We start from the raw sequence: 14766 nt of genomic DNA on the forward strand, positions 1-14766 counted from the left end.
TCATGAATCGCCTTTCAGCCAGAGACATCGCTCTCGCTGTCATCGTTCTATCCCTTGACCTCGTTGGGTTCCTAGTGGCTAGCTCGATGGAACCAACCCCCTTCAATACCGCATTGTCTCCAGCGCAGTTCTGGCTGATTCTTGTTGCCATCATTGCCAAAGGCATCCTCCTGCTTTGGCGCCGTAAATTTCCCTTAAGCGTCCTACTCGGGATTTCTGCTACTGAGCTTCTGTGGTCCCTCTACTGTCTCGTCACCGCAGACCACAGCCTCGGCTACAACGGTATCGCCGCCTCGGTGGCTGCGTTTTCGATAGCGCTGCACACGAAGTCAAAAACTCGCGACTCTATTTCCCTCATTATCTCGGGTCTCATTGTCGGCGTCCTCCGCGCCATTGCCATGCCACCGCTGGGAGGAATCGAGCCTCCACTTTTTACTCTGCTCACAGCCTTGGGCTGGCTGCTCCCCCTCATAGTGTTCTTTGCTATTGGACTCGCTGTCCGCAATAGCCGTGAGCTCACCGCATCCCTCGCCCGCCAAGCAGAACTCGCTGAGGAAAACGCCATTGTCGAGGAGCGCGCCCGCATTGCGCGGGAGCTTCACGACACCACCGCCCATCACCTCTCAGCCATCGCCATCCAAGCTCAAGCCGCACAGGCATGCATCGATGTCAACCCCACCGCTGCCAAAGAACATCTCCAACACGTGACCTCGTCGACGACGAAAGCACTCCAGGATGTCCGCGCGACCGTTGGCAAACTTTCGGTTTCCGATGCCGAAATACACCGCATCCCTCAGCCGACAAATTTGTCTGCGCTAATTTCGGAGGTTCGCGCTCTAGGGCAGGCAGTAACGTTTTCGGACACCTCCCACTTGTCGGAGGGCGAGTTGATCGCGGCTTATCGAATCACCCAAGAAGCTCTGACAAATGCCCGCAAGCATGCAACAGGCGCGCCTGTTGATGTCATGCTGAGCGATGATGAACTGCGGATAATCACCCGCGGCACTTTCACACATAGCCCCACGGGCCGTGGCACCATCAGCATCCAAGAGCGCGCCCGAGCTGTCGGTGCAACCGCTTTAAATGAACCTACCGAAGATGGTTGGCTGGTGCTCATTACCTGGAGGAAGCCATGATTCGAGTCTTGTTAGTTGATGACCAACCTCTGATCAGACAGGGATTAAAGGCAATCTTCGAGGCCACCGGTGAGATCAAAGTTGTGGCTGAGGCAGCTTCCGGGAATGAGGCGATAGCAGCTGCAAAGGCTCGCGACATTGATGTGGTGTGCCTCGATATCCGCATGCCTGACGGGGACGGGATCTACGCAACCACGGAGATTAACAAGCAAGACAATCCCCCAGCTGTCATCATTATCACCACCTTTGACCTGGACGAATACGTCTTTGGTGCCCTCGAAGCCGGTGCCTGTGGCGTCATGCTGAAAGACTCCCCAATGACCGACCTCATCCAAGGAGTCAAACACGCGGCCTCAGGTGAAGGCATGGTCGACGCTGCGGTTACTAAAAGGGTGATTGCGGAATTTGGTCGGCGGAAAGCGCGGGCCACGGTAGATTCAGCCCTACTCACGCCGCGCGAACTCGAGTGCGTACGGGCCCTGGGCAAAGGATTGACCAACATCGAAATCGGGCGCGAGCTGTATTTGGAGCCCTCTACGGTCAAGACTCATTTGTCATCTGCGATGGCCAAAGTGGGAGCTAGTTCGCGAGTACAGCTCGTGATCTGGGCCTTTCGCGCAGGAGTGGTGAGCTAACTAGGGGGCGCAGTTCCCAACACCACCTCGCAACCGGAGCACTGTTAACACCTTGGGTACAAAGTTATCCACAGGGTGGGGATAACTCTGTGGAGAACGAATTCCACAGTCTTTCTCCACACCCTGTGGATAAGTGTTTTCACGCTTCCCACAGCCCGCACAAAAACTTCGAACACAATCTAATACGCTGCTGATCTGCGGTTATCTTGGCCCACACGTTCGGTAAATTACAAAAATGTAGTTATCCACAATGTGGATAACTTATGTGGAATTCTTTCGCACAGAGGTTTTGGTGGATAACACGCCCAAGTTATCCCCAAAGCCCAGCTCGCAGCGCCGCTGCAACAGCAGCTATCACCCCGATAAGCCATATCCCCAGCCAACGCAGCCACGCACGTTGGCGAAAGAGGAATGGCGCCAACAACAGTCCTGTGAGCAAACCGCCCAAGTGCCCCCACACGGAGACGTTCTCCGCCACAAAACTGTAGGCAACGTTTGCTACGACCAAGACGATGGGCGCGCGCAGGTCTAAACCGCGGCTGCGGTACACGCCGATGAGTAGTCCCATGAGCGCAAAGAGGGCACCGGAGGCGCCCACCGTGGGTGTGCCGAAATCCATCCACAGCACTGCGGCGGAAGAGCCCACAATGGAGATGAGATAGGCCGCCGCGTACAGCGCGCTGCCCAGGGCGCGTTCTACTTCCCTACCCACAAAGAACAGCATCACCATGTTGACCAAGAGGTGCCCGGCGTCGAGGTGCATAAAGCCCGCGGTAATGACAGTTGTGGGGTGCTCAGACACTTCAGGGCCCCACAGCGTCCAGTCTTGGGCCAGCATGCTGCGATAGTAAGGCGTAGAGAGGGTCTTGGCCTGGATGGACGTGACCAACCATGCCCCAATGCACAACACCATGAGCACCACGGTGACTGGCGCCGAACGAAGATGATTTTTCACGCAGACTCCTAAAACAACGAGCCCGCCACCACATCACGTGGCAGCGGGCTCAGATGAAAAGCTAAGAACGCTTAGGCGATCTCGATGGACTCGATGACAACGTCCTCAGCCGGACGGTCCATGCGGTCGGTGGAGACCTTCGCAATCTTGGACACGACTTCCTGGGAAGCCGCATCGGTGACCTCACCGAAGATGGTGTGGTGGTTGTTCAGGTGCGGGGTCGGCGCCACGGTGATGAAGAACTGGGAGCCGTTGGTGCCCGGGCCGGCATTCGCCATGGCCAGCAGGAACGGGCGGTCAAACTGCAGCTCCGGGTGGAACTCATCCTGGAACTGGTAGCCGGGGCCGCCACGGCCGGTGCCGGTCGGGTCGCCGCCCTGGATCATGAACTGGTCGATGACGCGGTGGAAAATAGCGCCATCGTAGAACGGGCCGGACTGCTCGCCCTTGGCGTTCTGGGTGGTGTAGTCCTTCTCGCCCTTAGCCAGGCCGATGAAGTTCTCAACGGTTACCGGTGCGTGGTTACCGAACAGGTCGATAACAATGTCACCGTAGTTGGTGTGCATCGTTGCAGTTGCGGTCTTCTGAGTCATGCCAGCCATTGTATGGAAATTTCCACCATTTCGTTGTTCCGCCGCGACGCTGTCAGCGATCTGCGTAGGGTTGCAAGCATGATTCGCGCCGTTCTCTTCGATCTCGATGACACCCTCATGGACCACACCGCCGCGATGCATGCGGCCGTCGAGGAGTGGCTGCCGGGCGGGCACTACGAGCGCTTCGCGGAGATCGAGCGCAAGTGGTTCGCCGCTTACGAGCGCGGCGAGGTCACCCACCAGGGCCAGCGTGTGGAGCGCTGCCGCGAGTTCCTAGGCCGCCCAGAGATGACGGAGCAGGAGGCGCTGGCGGAATATGCCAAGTATCTGGCCGCGTATGAAAAGCATTGGCAGGCGCTTGGCGACGCCCTCCCCGCCCTCCAGCACGTCCTGTCCCGCGGCCTCAAAGTGGGCATTTTGACGAACGGAGCTCGCGAGATGCAAGAGGGCAAGCTAAAGGCGGGCGGGCTCGACCTGCCAGGCGTTGAGCTCTTTCCCACCGTGGAAATGGCTAAGCCAAAACCGCACCGAGAGGCCTACCTCGAGGCTTGTCGGCGCCTAGAGGTAGAGCCTGGCTCCACACTCATGATTGGTGATTCGGTGGCCAATGATGTCGAAGGCGCCCGGGCCGCAGGGCTCAAGGCGCTGCACTTCGATAGGGCCGGAAACGGAGACATCGCCGCGCTCAGTGAGCTGACGGCGATGAACGGTTTAAATCTTTGGATTTAAACCCCTAAAGGTTAGAGCGGACCTCGTCGCGAGCGAGGACCAGGTTGCGCAGGGAGGCCTCGGTCTCCTCGTAGCCGCGAGTCTTCAGGCCGCAGTCCGGGTTGACCCACAGGCGCTCGACCGGCACGTTCTTGAGCGCCGCGCGGATGAGCTCGGCCATCTCCGCCACGGACGGGATGCGCGGGGAGTGGATGTCGTAGATGCCCGGGCCGATTTCGGAGTGGAACTTCTCATCGATATCCTCGAGCAGCTCCATGCGGGAGCGGGCGGCCTCGATGGAGGTGACATCGGCATCCAAGCCAGCGACGGCGTCGATGATCTGGCCAAACTCCGAGTAGCAGAGGTGCGTGTGGATCTGGGTTTCAGGCTTCGCCTGCAAGGAAACCACTCGGAAGGAGCGCACGGCCCAGTCGAGGTAAGCCTTGCGGTCCTTCTCGCGCAGCGGCAACAGCTCACGCAGGGCGGGCTCATCGATCTGGATGATGTCGATGCCGGCCTCTTCGAGGTCACGGACTTCGTCGGCCAGCGCCACGCCGAGCTGGTCGGCGGAGACGGACTGGTGGACGTCATCGCGCACGAAGGACCAGGCCAGAATGGTCACCGGACCGGTGAGCATGCCCTTGACGTGCTTCTCGGACAGGGACTGCGCAAACTTCGCCCACTCGGTGGTCATGGCCTTCGGGCGGGAGATGTCACCAACCACGATTGGCGGACGGGTGCAGCGGGAGCCGTAGGACTGGACCCAACCGTTCTCGGTGACGACAAAGCCGTCGAGAAGCTCGGCGAAGTACTGCACCATGTCGTTGCGCTCCGGCTCGCCGTGGACCAGGACGTCGAGGCCCAAGCGCTCCTGCAGCTCGATGACGGACTTCACCTCGTTGCGCAGGGCCTCGGTGTAGTCGGCGTCGGAGAGCTCGCCCTTGCGGTGCGCGGCGCGGGCAGCGCGGATCTCAGAGGTCTGCGGGAAGGAACCGATGGTGGTGGTCGGCAGCTGCGGCAGGCCGAGGGCCTCCTGTGCCTTGTTGCGCTCCGCGAACTCCGGCTGGCGCTGGACCTGGCCCTCCGGCAGCTGCGCGGTGCGCTCCTGCACGGCCTGGTTGTGGATGCGGGAGGACTCGGCGCGGGTGCGCACGGCGCGGTCGGCCTGCGCGTATGCCTCCGGGGCGTCGAGCGGGCCGGCGGCGAGTGCTACGACCTCGCGGATCTTCTCGTCGGCGAAGGCGAACCAGGTGGCAACGTCGACCGGCAGGGAGGTTTCCGCCTCGACGGTGTGCGGGACGTGCTGCAGGGAGACGGAGGTGGTTACGGTAACACCCTCACCCAGGGTTTCGAGCTTCTCGCGCAGGTCGCGCAGGTTGGCGGCCCAGACGTTGCGGCCGTCGATGAGACCGGCGGAGAGGTGGGTGGCTTCGGCAAGCTTGGCGACGCGCTCGAGGTAGGAGTTGTCCAGCGCCAAGGTGCCCACTGAGAGATCCACCTGGACAGCTTCCGGCTTGAGCTCAGCGATGACGTCAAGGCCAGCATTGAGGGAACCATAGGGCGTGGTCAGGTAGACCTGCGGGCGCTTCTCCGCGCTAAGGATGCGGCCATAAGCGCTCTTGAGCGCGGCGGCGAGGGTGGCGTCGTCAGCCGCGGCGAGGTCAGCGACCAGGGCCGGCTCAACGAGCTGGAGCCACTCCACGTTGGCGTCGGCAAGCTGCTCCAGCACGGTGAGGTAGGAGTCCACGAGCTCATCGAGGCGGTCGAGCGGCTGTTTGGTAGCGCCCTCGGCCTGCTTGGACAGGGCCAGCAGGGTCACGGGGCCAACGAGGACCGGGCGCACGGTGTGGCCGGCGGCGCGAGCCTCCTCGACGATCTTGAGCACGCGCTGCGGGCGGGCACTAAAAGCCTGGTCATCGGTGATTTCAGGGACGATGTAGTGGTAGTTGGTGTCGAACCACTTGGTCATCTCCAGCGGCGCGGTGTCCTTGTTGCCGCGGGCCAAGGTGAACTCGTCATCGAGGCTCTCGCCCTGGGCAGCGCCCACGGTCAGCGCTGTCTCGAGGACATGGTCGTAGTAGGCGACGTCCGCCGGGATGGCGTAATCCTCAGTGAGACCCAGCTCCTTGAGGCGGGCGTAGGTATCAAGGCGCAGGGAATGCGCGGCGGACTCGAAGGTCTCGGCGTCGATCTTGCCGGACCAGTAGGACTCCAGCGCGCGCTTAAGCTCACGATGGGCGCCTACGCGGGGATAGCCCTCGATCGTTGCCTTGGGGAATGGTGCGGTCATGGGGTAACTCCAATTCGATGTAGCAGGTCAGTCGTAATGTCTGGATTGTTATGCGTGTAGATGTGCAGTCCGTCGGCGCCGGCGTTCATCACCGATTTCGCCAGGGAGGCCGTAAGCTGCATCCCGATTTCTTTCTCTTCCTCGGGGGAGGTCGCTGCCGCGAGCTGATCGAGCACGTGCGGTGGCCCGTCCAGCCCGGACAGCTGGCACATTCGCTCCACCCGAGCACGGCTAGTCATCGGCATGATCCCGGGGATGAGCGGAATGCGCACGCCCGCCAGCCGGGCGCGCTGGGCGAAGCGGACGTACTCCTCCGCGTCGAAGAAGAGCTGGGTGATGGCGAAGTCAGCGCCGAGGCGCTGCTTGGCCAGGAGAACGTCGATGTCCTCGTCCGCCGTGGCGGACTCGGCGTGACCGTTGGGGTAGCAAGCCACGCCCACGGCCAAGCGCCCAGCGGCCAAGCGCGCCACGCGGGCGGATTCCCAGCGGCGGATGAGCCGGACGAGGGAGTCGGCGTGCGGCAAGTGGCCTTCGGGCATCCCGCCCTCGGGCAGGTCGCCGCGAAGCGCGAGGAGGCCGCGCACGCCGGCGTCGACGAGCGTGTCGATCCAGCCAACGAGCTCTTCCTCCGTGCCGGCAGTACAAGCCAGGTGCGCCAGGGGACGCATCGCGGTATCGCGCGAAATCTTCTCAATGAAGGCCGCGGTTCCCTCCAGCCACCCGGAGCGCTGGGAGCTGGTGACGGCGATGTAATCGGGGTTATATGCGGCAAGCGTGTCGAGCAAGCGGTCAATCTTTTTGGCGTCCGCATCGTGGCGCGGTGGGATCACCTCGAAGGAGAGAGCGGTGCGCTGTGGGCGCTTAGGCGTATCTTCGCTGATTTGGTCTAGTGGCGCGGATGCGGAGAGTCGCGGGGACATGCTCACCTCCTCTGCAGGTTATCGTGGTCGGTCATCTGTGCTGTTGGTGGAAAACGTACCAAGCTGTCCATTTTGAGCGAAAGCATTTAGTCAATGGTCATACCTTTCCAACCCGGCCAGCTGCACCGTTACCCAAACCTGTACTGAATAAAAAGGCCACTGTTCCGTACAAAGCTGTCTATTTTCTTTGAACCGCTCCCTCCTTGCGGCCCGTGGTGGCAGGACGTGGCTGCCGCCACTACGCTGAAAGGGAGTATCCAGCGCTAACGCGGACACACATGTGCAGTGTCCCGTCCGGCGCAGACAACCACTCCATAAACAGTTACCCACCGAGCAATCGCCTCAAGCATTGACGTAAAGGAGCATCTCTCCCGATGAACCCCACCGCACTGTCCACAGCAATTAGCGCCACCTCCGCCCTGGTGGAGCGCCTCAAGGAACGCCGCGATGAAAAGGCCCGCGAGGCCTACTCCGTCCTGGAGACCGCCGCCGCCCGCATGGAAGAGCGCGATGACGAGTGGTTCCCGGAGGCACGCCGCGAAGCCGGTGCCGTGACCAAGGCCGCGCATGCCCGCCTCGAGCGCACCCTCGAACAGCTCAAGGAGCGCAGCGAGGAAGCAACCGAGAAGCTCTCCGCTGCCGCCGCAGACGCCCAGGACAAGGCCACCAAGAAGTGGGAGAAGACCCAGAGGCAGGCTGAAAAGAAGGCCACCAAGGCCCGCAAGCAGGCCAAGAAGAAGGCTTCCAAGGCTGAGAAGAAGGCACAGAAGCAAAGCGCCCAGCTGCAGAAGAAGGCCCGCGCCATCAGCGGCAAGGATAAGAAGAAGGGCTCGAAGATCTGGCTGATCTCCGCGCTGGTTGCCGCCATTGCTGCCATCGGCGGTGGCATCTACTACTTCTTCACCCAGAAGAAGGAGAAGGAATCCGCCGTCCCGCCGCGCGTTGAGGACTTCTCTTCCCCGTCCGCACCGCAGGGTTCCACCTTGGTCTACACCTCCACCACCGAGGATGACGCCAAGAAGGAGTCCGACTTGGCCGAGGAAGGCGTCGTCGAGCGCGATGAAGAGCTGCTGGGTTCCCTCGATGAGCAGCTGGCCAAGCACCGCGAGGAAGAAACCGCCATCCAGGACGCCGTCGAGACCGAGATCGAGGTCAGCAACGCCGACAAGAAGGATGCCGACACCTCCCGCATCACCGATGATCACGAGTCCGAGGGCAAGCACCGCCTCCAGACCGAGGACGAGAACTAACCCCCCCCAACCTTGGGGGTGCGCATTTCGTTGCCTTGATCTCACTGCGTTGCCCCCGCGCGCCCGACCTGCTTGAATTGAAGGCTAATCGGCATCGATCCTCAAAGATCGGTGCCCGCGCGCTGTTTTGCGCGGGAAGCCCTATCAACAGCAGGCAAGGAGATCAGGCATGAGCTTTGAGTCGCTCGTAGTCAAGCTCAAGAGCGGGGAGACCTTTTATTTCCCCGCAGGTGCCGTGAGCGGCGATCCGTCCACCCGCGTGGATAACCTGCGCTTTGCCATTGAAAACGGCACGCAGTTTAACTCCGTCGATGATTATGGAGTCGACCGCGAGTTCAACGGCTATGACGTGGAGAATTACCACCTGGCTTAATTCCCCACAGTGAGTCACCGATCGTAATCTGAATCACTCATCCATCCTTTTGCGCTATAGGATGAGTCTTTATGACTCACTATCCACGTATGCGGACGTGGTCGTGGTATCTCCCCGATGAGCCACCTACCGGCGAGGTTTCCCTCACCGAGACCACCAACTTCTCCCGCCCAGCTAAAGCCACGTGGCGTCTGCTCGGCGCCCAGCGCACCGGCGTTATCGGCATCTTCGTTGCCACCCTCATCAACGCGCCGCTGGGCGCGTTGGTCTCCGTCATCATCGGCCAGACCACGCAGTATGCCTTCTCCGAGCCTTCCTGGCGCACCGTAGCGCTGCCGCTTGCGGCCACGGCGATCCTCCTCTTCATCGCCTATATCTGCGAGGCCACGGCGGATGCTTTCACAGACTTATCCCAAGCCCGCACCACCCATACGCTGCGCCTTAACCTGCTGGATAAGTTGCTGAGCGCTTCCACTGCAGGCATTAGCCCCGGCCGGCTGCTCAACACGATGGATGAGGATTCGCACTACATCGGCCAACTCAAGCAGATCCTCAACTTCCCACTGGTCATGGTGGGCTACCTCTTGGGCGCGGTGGTCAGCCTGGCCCCGATTTCCTGGCAGGTCTCAGCTGTGCTACTGGTTGGCGCACTCGCCACCGCGCTGGCCTCCTGGGCCACCACGAAGCCGCTGACGAGGATCGCCGCGCGCCGCCGCCAGTTGGAGAACACCGCGCTTTCACTCGCCACGGACTTCGCTCAAGGCTCCCGGGTCATCAAAGGCCTCGGCGCCAAGGACATCGCGCGCCAACGTTTTTCCGACGCCGCCCAGAACTCCTTGGGTGCCATGCTCCGCGAGGCCAAGCTGTCCTCCCTCATGGCCTGGCTGCGCCAGATGGTTCCCGCGTCCTTTGCCGTGGGCATTCTTGCCTGGACCTCCTGGGAAACCTTCGAGGGCCGCATCGCCCCCGGCGGAATGATGGCGATCACCATGCTCGTCCCGCCCGCGCTCACAGCATTAGGTGTCTCCCTAGGCCTGCTCACGGAGAACTGGGCGCGGGCGCGTGCCTCCGTGGAGCGCGTCGGCGAGCTGCTCGGCCAGCTTTCTTCCAACACCACCGAGGCCGCCGGCACGCCGATTAACCTCTCCCCCGGCTTGCACGTGTGGATGCCTATCAGCACAAAGGGGCGCAGCACCGTGGACTCTTGGGTGCGCTACCTCCATGAGCACGGCGCCTTGTGCCCGCCACACCGCATCTCCGTGTTGGAGGGCACCCTGCAGGACAACGTCGATCCGCTGCGAAGTGCTAGCGCTACGCAGCTTCACGACGCCCTCCACGCCTCCGCCTGCGAGGATATTGTTATCCGCCTCGGTGGGCTTGGTCCCAACGGCGAGCTACCCACCGCGCCCATCGGTGAGGCCGGCCTCAACCTCTCCGGTGGCCAGCGCCAGCGCGTCGCGCTTGCCCGCGCGCTCGCCCTCGACCCCGATGTCCTCGTGCTGGACAACCCCACGACGGGACTGGATTCGTTGACCCTGGCGGACGTCGCCAAGCGCGTGCGTGAACTGCGCGCCGGCAAGACCACCGTGATCATTACATCCGCCTCCACGTGGGCCGCCAACGCCGATGAGGTGGTGGAGCTATGAGCCAGCAGAATCGCGCGGATGCCCTTGCACCTGCCTCCCCGCGGGAGTGCCTCCGTTTTCTGAAGACCCTGCCCAGTGCGCCCAGCCGGCTTGGCATCGCCCTTTTCTTCGGCCTGTTTACCATTACGGTCATCATGATGAACCTGGTCTCCCAGGTGCTTGGCCGCGTCGTGGACATCATCCGGGGCGTGGAGATCCCCATCCTTGGCACGGGGCGCGCAGCCATGGTGGGCGCGCTCGTTGTTATCGCGGTGGGCTTCCTCGTGGAGGTCACCGGCCGCACCGTGGGCCGCTTGTTGGTCACCTCCACCACCCGCCGGCTCTCGGTGGATCTGCGCACCTCAGCGCTGGATTCCACCCTCGGCGCCCCCGTGCCCGCCGTGATGGAATTGGGCACCGGTAACATCATCACGCGCCTATCCAAGGACATCGACACCGTGGTCATGACCATCTCCATGATGGGTGACCGCCTCGTGCTCACGCTCTTCATGCTGCCGCTGACCGCGCTCATGATGATCTTCATTCACCCCGCTTATGCGCTGCTCTTCATAGCGGTGAGTTGTCTGCTCTACCCCTTCATCCGCGGCACCATGCGGGATATCCCCGCCGTGGCCAACGAGGTGTCCTCGGTGGAGGCCTACCGCAACAACGTGCTGCTGGACACCATTCGCGCCCTGGAGACCCTCCGCCAGTTCTCCCTGAAAGACTGGGCGCATGCACGCATGGAGCGCTATTCCTGGGACACGGTACAGGCCTGGGGCGACAAGGTGCCGCTCATCAACCGCATCCTGGGCCAAGGCGCCCTGGCCTTCGCGGTGTTGCTCTTGGGATCGGTCCTCATGTCCGTGCCGATGGTGATGTGGGAATGGTTGACACCTGGCGAGGCCACCGCCGCCGTGCTGCTGGTCATGCGGTTGGAGATCCACGTGTTCAACATCCTCTTCTTCGCCGGCGAAATCCAGCATTCCGTGACGTCTCTCGGCCGCGCGGTGGCCCTTGCCACCCTGGAGAGCAGCGCTGGTACGAAGGAGCTCAAGGACACTCCCCGGCTACACGACGCCCCCACCATCACCATCGACCACCTTTCCTACGCCTACCCCGGCGGGGCACGCGTGCTTGACGACGTCTCCCTGACCCTCACCGCCGGCACCACCACCGCCCTGGTGGGTACCTCCGGTGCGGGTAAATCCACGCTCGCCGCCCTCGTGGCGGGCCTGCAGTACCCATCGGCGGGGAGCATCAGCCTCGATGGCATTGATACCGCCACCGTGCCAAACACGTGGATTACAGAGCACGTCGCGCTCATTACCCAAGAAGTCCATCTCTTCTCCGGAACCTTGCGCGAGGACCTGCTCCTGGCCAAACCTGACGCCAGCGATGAGGATCTATGGCAGGCGCTTAACACCGTGGGCTTGGATAAACATTCGCGGTGGCTGCCCCAGGGCCTCGATACGCTCATTGGTGCGGGCAACGAAGAGATCGGTGCGGAGGCCGAGCAACAGCTTTCCCTGGCTCGCATGATCCTGCGCCAGCCGCCGGTGCTCATTATGGATGAGGCCACCTCCGAAGCCGGCTCCGAGCACGCCAAGGTACTCGAAAGCGCCGCCAAGGCAGTCACCAAGGGGCGCACCGCGCTCGTCGTTGCCCACCGCCTGGACCAGGCCCGCGAGGCCGACCGCATCATCGTGATGGAACAGGGTCAGATCGTTGAGGATGGCACCCACGCCGAGCTGATGGACCTGGGCGGGCGCTATGCCTCGGCTTATTCCCAATGGGAGCACGGCTCATAGGTGGTGCACGCCGCGTCCTACCATGGAAGCTATGCATCTTCTTTCCCTCACCGAAGCTGACCGCACCTACCTCGCCCGTATTAACTTTCTTGCCGATACCTTCGGCGATGAGCACAAGGAACTCCCCGCGGGCTTCGAGGAAGGTTTTGATTATTACCTCGGCGGTTGGGAGCCTTCCCGCGGAGGTTTCATCGCCTGGGAGGGCCACGTCCCTGCCGGTGGCGTGTGGCTAAATTGGGGCACAGCTGAGCGCCATGGTTTCGGCCACGTTATTGAAGGCATCCCAGAGCTTGCTCTAGCTGTGGAACCTCGCTTCCGCAGCCAGGGAGTGGGCACCATGCTTATCGACGCCGCCACCGAACTCGCCCGCGAGATGGGCGCCCCAGGTATCTCGCTGTCAGTGGCTAAAGACAACGACCGCGCCCACCGCCTTTACCTGCACCTTGGCTTTGAGCCGGTGAGCGAGAGAAGCGGGCACATCGTCCTGGTCAAGCGCTTCAAGGATGTCGACTAAGTTAAGCGAAAAGCTAAAGGGCGCTCACTGTGTGAGCGCCCTGTGGAGCATAGGGGAATCGAACCCCTGACCTTTGCATTGCGAACGCAACGCTCTACCAACTGAGCTAATGCCCCAATACCTGTAGAGCGTACTCCTCTCGGTAAAAGCAACGAAATCACCCCTATTACGGGCCTAGCGAAACCTCAGGAGTTAACTTCTTTCACTCTAGTTGCGTGTCACTAGGGATAATCCACCTTCACCGGACAGACAATAAAGCGTCTTAAGAAAGTCTGTGGAAGGTTGTCATGCGCCGAAAAAGTGTTCTTGTCCGCTCCCTCATCGCCCTTGCAGCAGCCACGGCCCTGCCTGGCGCCGCTGCTGCCGTGGAGCTTCCCCAGCCGGTGATTCAACAGCCGACGTTGCCACAGCTCCCCGACGTCCAGAAGGACATCCAACAACTAGAGCACGACGCCTACGATGCTCTTCCCAAGGAGCTTCAAAATAGTCCTGTCTTTGCCGGCTCCTCGCGGCCGGCTGCGAAGCCCGCGCCGACCGGCAAACAGCAGTCGCAGTCGGTTGCTGATGCCACCTGCTCCAACTGCGTGGCCATCACCTATGACGATGGCCCCGGCGAGTTGACCGCTCAGCTCCTCGACACCCTGAAGGCCAAGGACGCCCACGCCAGCTTCATGGTCTTGGCTCCCAGTGCCACCGCGCACCCGGATCTGCTGCGCCGTATGAAGGCTGAGGGCCACACCGTGGGAAACCACACCGCATCCCACCGCGAGCTCAACAAGCTCTCCCCCAGCGACGTGGACGGCGAGATCAAGGCCGGGGCCGCGGCAATCAAGGCAGCAACGGGTGAGAACCCGCGGTGGATGCGTCCCCCGTACGGTGCCACCAACGGCACCGTGGACGCCGCTGCGAAGGCTAATGGCCAGGCACAGGCCCTGTGGTCCGTCGACACCGTGGATTGGAAGGACCGCAATTCCGAGCACGTCTGTGAGGCCGCAGTCAGCGGGGCGCAGCCCGGCTCCATCGTCCTCATGCACGACATTCACGCCACAACCGTAGGGGCCGCAGACTGCGTCATCGACGGCCTGCGCGCGAAGGGCCTGGAACCGGTGAGCCTCGACCGCCTCATCCCCAATCCGCAGGCGGGAAAGCAATACCTCACCCGCTAGCGCACAGCAGCCTGTTCTGGGACCAAACTAAAGGCACCTTATGCAGATTTCCATATCCATCTACCTGGTGTTTTCGGGTCGGAGGTCTCCATATGGTGCCTTTAGTTTGGTCCTTTAACCCGCCCCTGTGTGACCAGTTTGGCCGAACGCGAAAAGCGCCCAGCGTTTCCGCCGGGCGCCTTCCACTTATGCTGTGGAGCATAGGAGAATCGAACTCCTGACCTTCTGCTTGCAAAGCAGATGCTCTACCAATTGAGCTAATGCCCCATTGTTCCGTGGTGGGCCTAGCTGGAATCGAACCAGCGACCTCATCGTTATCAGCGATGCGCTCTAACCGACTGAGCTATAGGCCCTTGACCGGAACGAGTAGTTACTCTACATAGGACCGGCGATCTATTACAAATCGCCTGGTCATATGTAGTTTTTCTCGGTGATATTCGCTAGTTATGCGGTTCGTCTTGGAGGCGAATCTTGAATCCACCGAAGACGTCCACGATGGCGTTGTAGATCACCGCCAGAAGCGGCGCCAGGATGGTCATCAGCACAGCGATGATGGCACCAAACAGTGCGGCCGCGGAGACGACCAACCCGAAGGAGACCTCAAAGCCGCCGCCAACACCGCCGACGAGGCTATTGAAGGAATCCCAGATGCCCGCCTGGTCAAGGCCGAGATACAACAGGCACACGGCGATGATCCAGGCGACGAGGCCGACGAGGGACATGGCCAAGCCAACGCGGAACGCCGACATGGGCGAAATCCGGGCTAGGTGAAGCTCTCGTCCAATCATGG

14 protein-coding genes and 3 tRNA genes are annotated in these 14766 nt (G+C 61.8%); 9 read left to right on the plus strand and 8 right to left on the minus strand.

Going from position 1 to position 14766, the window contains the following annotated elements; genetic code table 11:
- Positions 1 to 2: 2 nt before the first annotated feature.
- Both HMPREF2967_RS00570 and HMPREF2967_RS00575 read left to right on the plus strand, forming a co-directional pair.
- The gene (locus HMPREF2967_RS00570) at positions 3 to 1136 is read left to right on the plus strand and encodes a sensor histidine kinase (RefSeq protein WP_158014662.1); all 1134 of its coding nucleotides are present in this window, start codon (positions 3 to 5) and stop codon (positions 1134 to 1136) included.
- Entirely contained in the window at positions 1133 to 1771 is a 639-nt protein-coding gene (locus tag HMPREF2967_RS00575) for a response regulator transcription factor (RefSeq protein ID WP_070523273.1), read from the plus strand. Before HMPREF2967_RS00570 ends, HMPREF2967_RS00575 begins: the two co-directional genes overlap by 4 nt.
- A 310-nt stretch (positions 1772 to 2081) precedes the next feature.
- Here the strand turns inward: HMPREF2967_RS00575 and HMPREF2967_RS00580 are convergent, their stop codons facing one another.
- Together HMPREF2967_RS00580 and HMPREF2967_RS00585 are read right to left on the minus strand one after the other, a co-directional pair.
- Positions 2082 to 2726 (minus strand): rhomboid family intramembrane serine protease, encoded by a 645-nt coding sequence (locus HMPREF2967_RS00580; RefSeq protein ID WP_070684516.1) that lies wholly within the window; start codon positions 2724 to 2726, stop codon positions 2082 to 2084.
- Between the two features lie 71 nt (positions 2727 to 2797).
- Positions 2798 to 3328, minus strand: coding sequence for a peptidylprolyl isomerase (locus tag HMPREF2967_RS00585; RefSeq protein WP_039672975.1), 531 nt, complete (start codon positions 3326 to 3328; stop codon positions 2798 to 2800).
- Between the two features lie 69 nt (positions 3329 to 3397).
- Between HMPREF2967_RS00585 and HMPREF2967_RS00590 the strand changes: the two genes are divergently transcribed.
- On the plus strand, positions 3398 to 4048 hold the full coding sequence (locus HMPREF2967_RS00590) for an HAD family hydrolase (protein WP_070684517.1): 651 nt from the start codon (positions 3398 to 3400) through the stop codon (positions 4046 to 4048).
- Between the two features lie 4 nt (positions 4049 to 4052).
- Here the strand turns inward: HMPREF2967_RS00590 and metE are convergent, their stop codons facing one another.
- Positions 4053 to 6317, minus strand: a complete 2265-nt coding sequence (metE, locus tag HMPREF2967_RS00595; protein WP_070684518.1) for a 5-methyltetrahydropteroyltriglutamate--homocysteine S-methyltransferase — start codon at positions 6315 to 6317, stop codon at positions 4053 to 4055.
- The gene (locus HMPREF2967_RS00600; protein ID WP_070684519.1) at positions 6314 to 7237 is read right to left on the minus strand and encodes a methylenetetrahydrofolate reductase; all 924 of its coding nucleotides are present in this window, start codon (positions 7235 to 7237) and stop codon (positions 6314 to 6316) included. Before HMPREF2967_RS00600 ends, metE begins: the two co-directional genes overlap by 4 nt.
- A gap of 374 nt (positions 7238 to 7611) precedes the next feature.
- Here HMPREF2967_RS00600 and HMPREF2967_RS00605 point away from each other — a divergent pair, with 374 nt between their 5' ends.
- The 5 genes from HMPREF2967_RS00605 to HMPREF2967_RS00625 all read left to right on the plus strand — a co-directional run bounded on the left by HMPREF2967_RS00605 (position 7612) and on the right by HMPREF2967_RS00625 (position 12810).
- Entirely contained in the window at positions 7612 to 8487 is an 876-nt protein-coding gene (locus HMPREF2967_RS00605) for a hypothetical protein (RefSeq protein WP_070562156.1), read from the plus strand.
- 169 nt (positions 8488 to 8656) lie between these two features.
- Entirely contained in the window at positions 8657 to 8860 is a 204-nt protein-coding gene (locus HMPREF2967_RS00610; RefSeq protein ID WP_070523292.1) for a hypothetical protein, read from the plus strand.
- 71 nt (positions 8861 to 8931) lie between these two features.
- Entirely contained in the window at positions 8932 to 10506 is a 1575-nt protein-coding gene (locus HMPREF2967_RS00615; protein WP_070684520.1) for an ABC transporter transmembrane domain-containing protein, read from the plus strand.
- Complete coding sequence (locus tag HMPREF2967_RS00620; protein WP_070684521.1) at positions 10503 to 12296, plus strand: ABC transporter ATP-binding protein; 1794 nt, start codon at positions 10503 to 10505, stop codon at positions 12294 to 12296. Before HMPREF2967_RS00615 ends, HMPREF2967_RS00620 begins: the two co-directional genes overlap by 4 nt.
- Positions 12297 to 12318: 22 nt before the next feature.
- Positions 12319 to 12810 (plus strand): GNAT family N-acetyltransferase, encoded by a 492-nt coding sequence (locus tag HMPREF2967_RS00625; RefSeq protein WP_070684522.1) that lies wholly within the window; start codon positions 12319 to 12321, stop codon positions 12808 to 12810.
- A gap of 43 nt (positions 12811 to 12853) precedes the next feature.
- Here HMPREF2967_RS00625 and HMPREF2967_RS00630 read toward each other — a convergent pair.
- Positions 12854 to 12926 (minus strand) — tRNA-Ala (locus tag HMPREF2967_RS00630).
- 171 nt (positions 12927 to 13097) lie between these two features.
- Between HMPREF2967_RS00630 and HMPREF2967_RS00635 the strand changes: the two genes are divergently transcribed.
- Complete coding sequence (locus HMPREF2967_RS00635) at positions 13098 to 13976, plus strand: polysaccharide deacetylase family protein (protein WP_070562169.1); 879 nt, start codon at positions 13098 to 13100, stop codon at positions 13974 to 13976.
- 194 nt (positions 13977 to 14170) lie between these two features.
- On the opposite strand, the gene HMPREF2967_RS00640 is transcribed toward HMPREF2967_RS00635, so the two are convergent.
- From HMPREF2967_RS00640 to HMPREF2967_RS00650, 3 genes are all read right to left on the minus strand, one after another.
- Positions 14171 to 14243 (minus strand) — tRNA-Ala (locus tag HMPREF2967_RS00640).
- Positions 14244 to 14252: 9 nt separating this feature from the next.
- Positions 14253 to 14329, minus strand: a tRNA-Ile gene (locus tag HMPREF2967_RS00645).
- A gap of 87 nt (positions 14330 to 14416) precedes the next feature.
- On the minus strand, positions 14417 to 14764 hold the full coding sequence (locus HMPREF2967_RS00650) for a DUF3566 domain-containing protein (RefSeq protein WP_070521969.1): 348 nt from the start codon (positions 14762 to 14764) through the stop codon (positions 14417 to 14419).
- Positions 14765 to 14766 lie beyond the last annotated feature (2 nt).

It is taken from the genome of Corynebacterium sp. HMSC059E07 (assembly GCF_001814395.1).
Taxonomy (GTDB): domain Bacteria; phylum Actinomycetota; class Actinomycetes; order Mycobacteriales; family Mycobacteriaceae; genus Corynebacterium; species Corynebacterium hesseae.

Coding starts and splice junctions, on each gene's coding strand:
- HMPREF2967_RS00570 (WP_158014662.1), top strand. CDS start 3: ATGAATCGCCTTTCAGCCAGAGACATCGCTCTCGCTGTCATCGTTCTA.
- HMPREF2967_RS00620 (WP_070684521.1), top strand. CDS start 10,503: ATGAGCCAGCAGAATCGCGCGGATGCCCTTGCACCTGCCTCCCCGCGG.
- HMPREF2967_RS00610 (WP_070523292.1), top strand. CDS start 8,657: ATGAGCTTTGAGTCGCTCGTAGTCAAGCTCAAGAGCGGGGAGACCTTT.
- HMPREF2967_RS00575 (WP_070523273.1), top strand. CDS start 1,133: ATGATTCGAGTCTTGTTAGTTGATGACCAACCTCTGATCAGACAGGGA.
- HMPREF2967_RS00650 (WP_070521969.1), bottom strand. CDS start 14,764: ATGATTGGACGAGAGCTTCACCTAGCCCGGATTTCGCCCATGTCGGCG.
- HMPREF2967_RS00590 (WP_070684517.1), top strand. CDS start 3,398: ATGATTCGCGCCGTTCTCTTCGATCTCGATGACACCCTCATGGACCAC.
- HMPREF2967_RS00605 (WP_070562156.1), top strand. CDS start 7,612: ATGAACCCCACCGCACTGTCCACAGCAATTAGCGCCACCTCCGCCCTG.
- HMPREF2967_RS00615 (WP_070684520.1), top strand. CDS start 8,932: ATGACTCACTATCCACGTATGCGGACGTGGTCGTGGTATCTCCCCGAT.
- metE (WP_070684518.1), bottom strand. CDS start 6,317: ATGACCGCACCATTCCCCAAGGCAACGATCGAGGGCTATCCCCGCGTA.
- HMPREF2967_RS00585 (WP_039672975.1), bottom strand. CDS start 3,328: ATGGCTGGCATGACTCAGAAGACCGCAACTGCAACGATGCACACCAAC.
- HMPREF2967_RS00635 (WP_070562169.1), top strand. CDS start 13,098: ATGCGCCGAAAAAGTGTTCTTGTCCGCTCCCTCATCGCCCTTGCAGCA.
- HMPREF2967_RS00625 (WP_070684522.1), top strand. CDS start 12,319: ATGGAAGCTATGCATCTTCTTTCCCTCACCGAAGCTGACCGCACCTAC.
- HMPREF2967_RS00600 (WP_070684519.1), bottom strand. CDS start 7,237: ATGTCCCCGCGACTCTCCGCATCCGCGCCACTAGACCAAATCAGCGAA.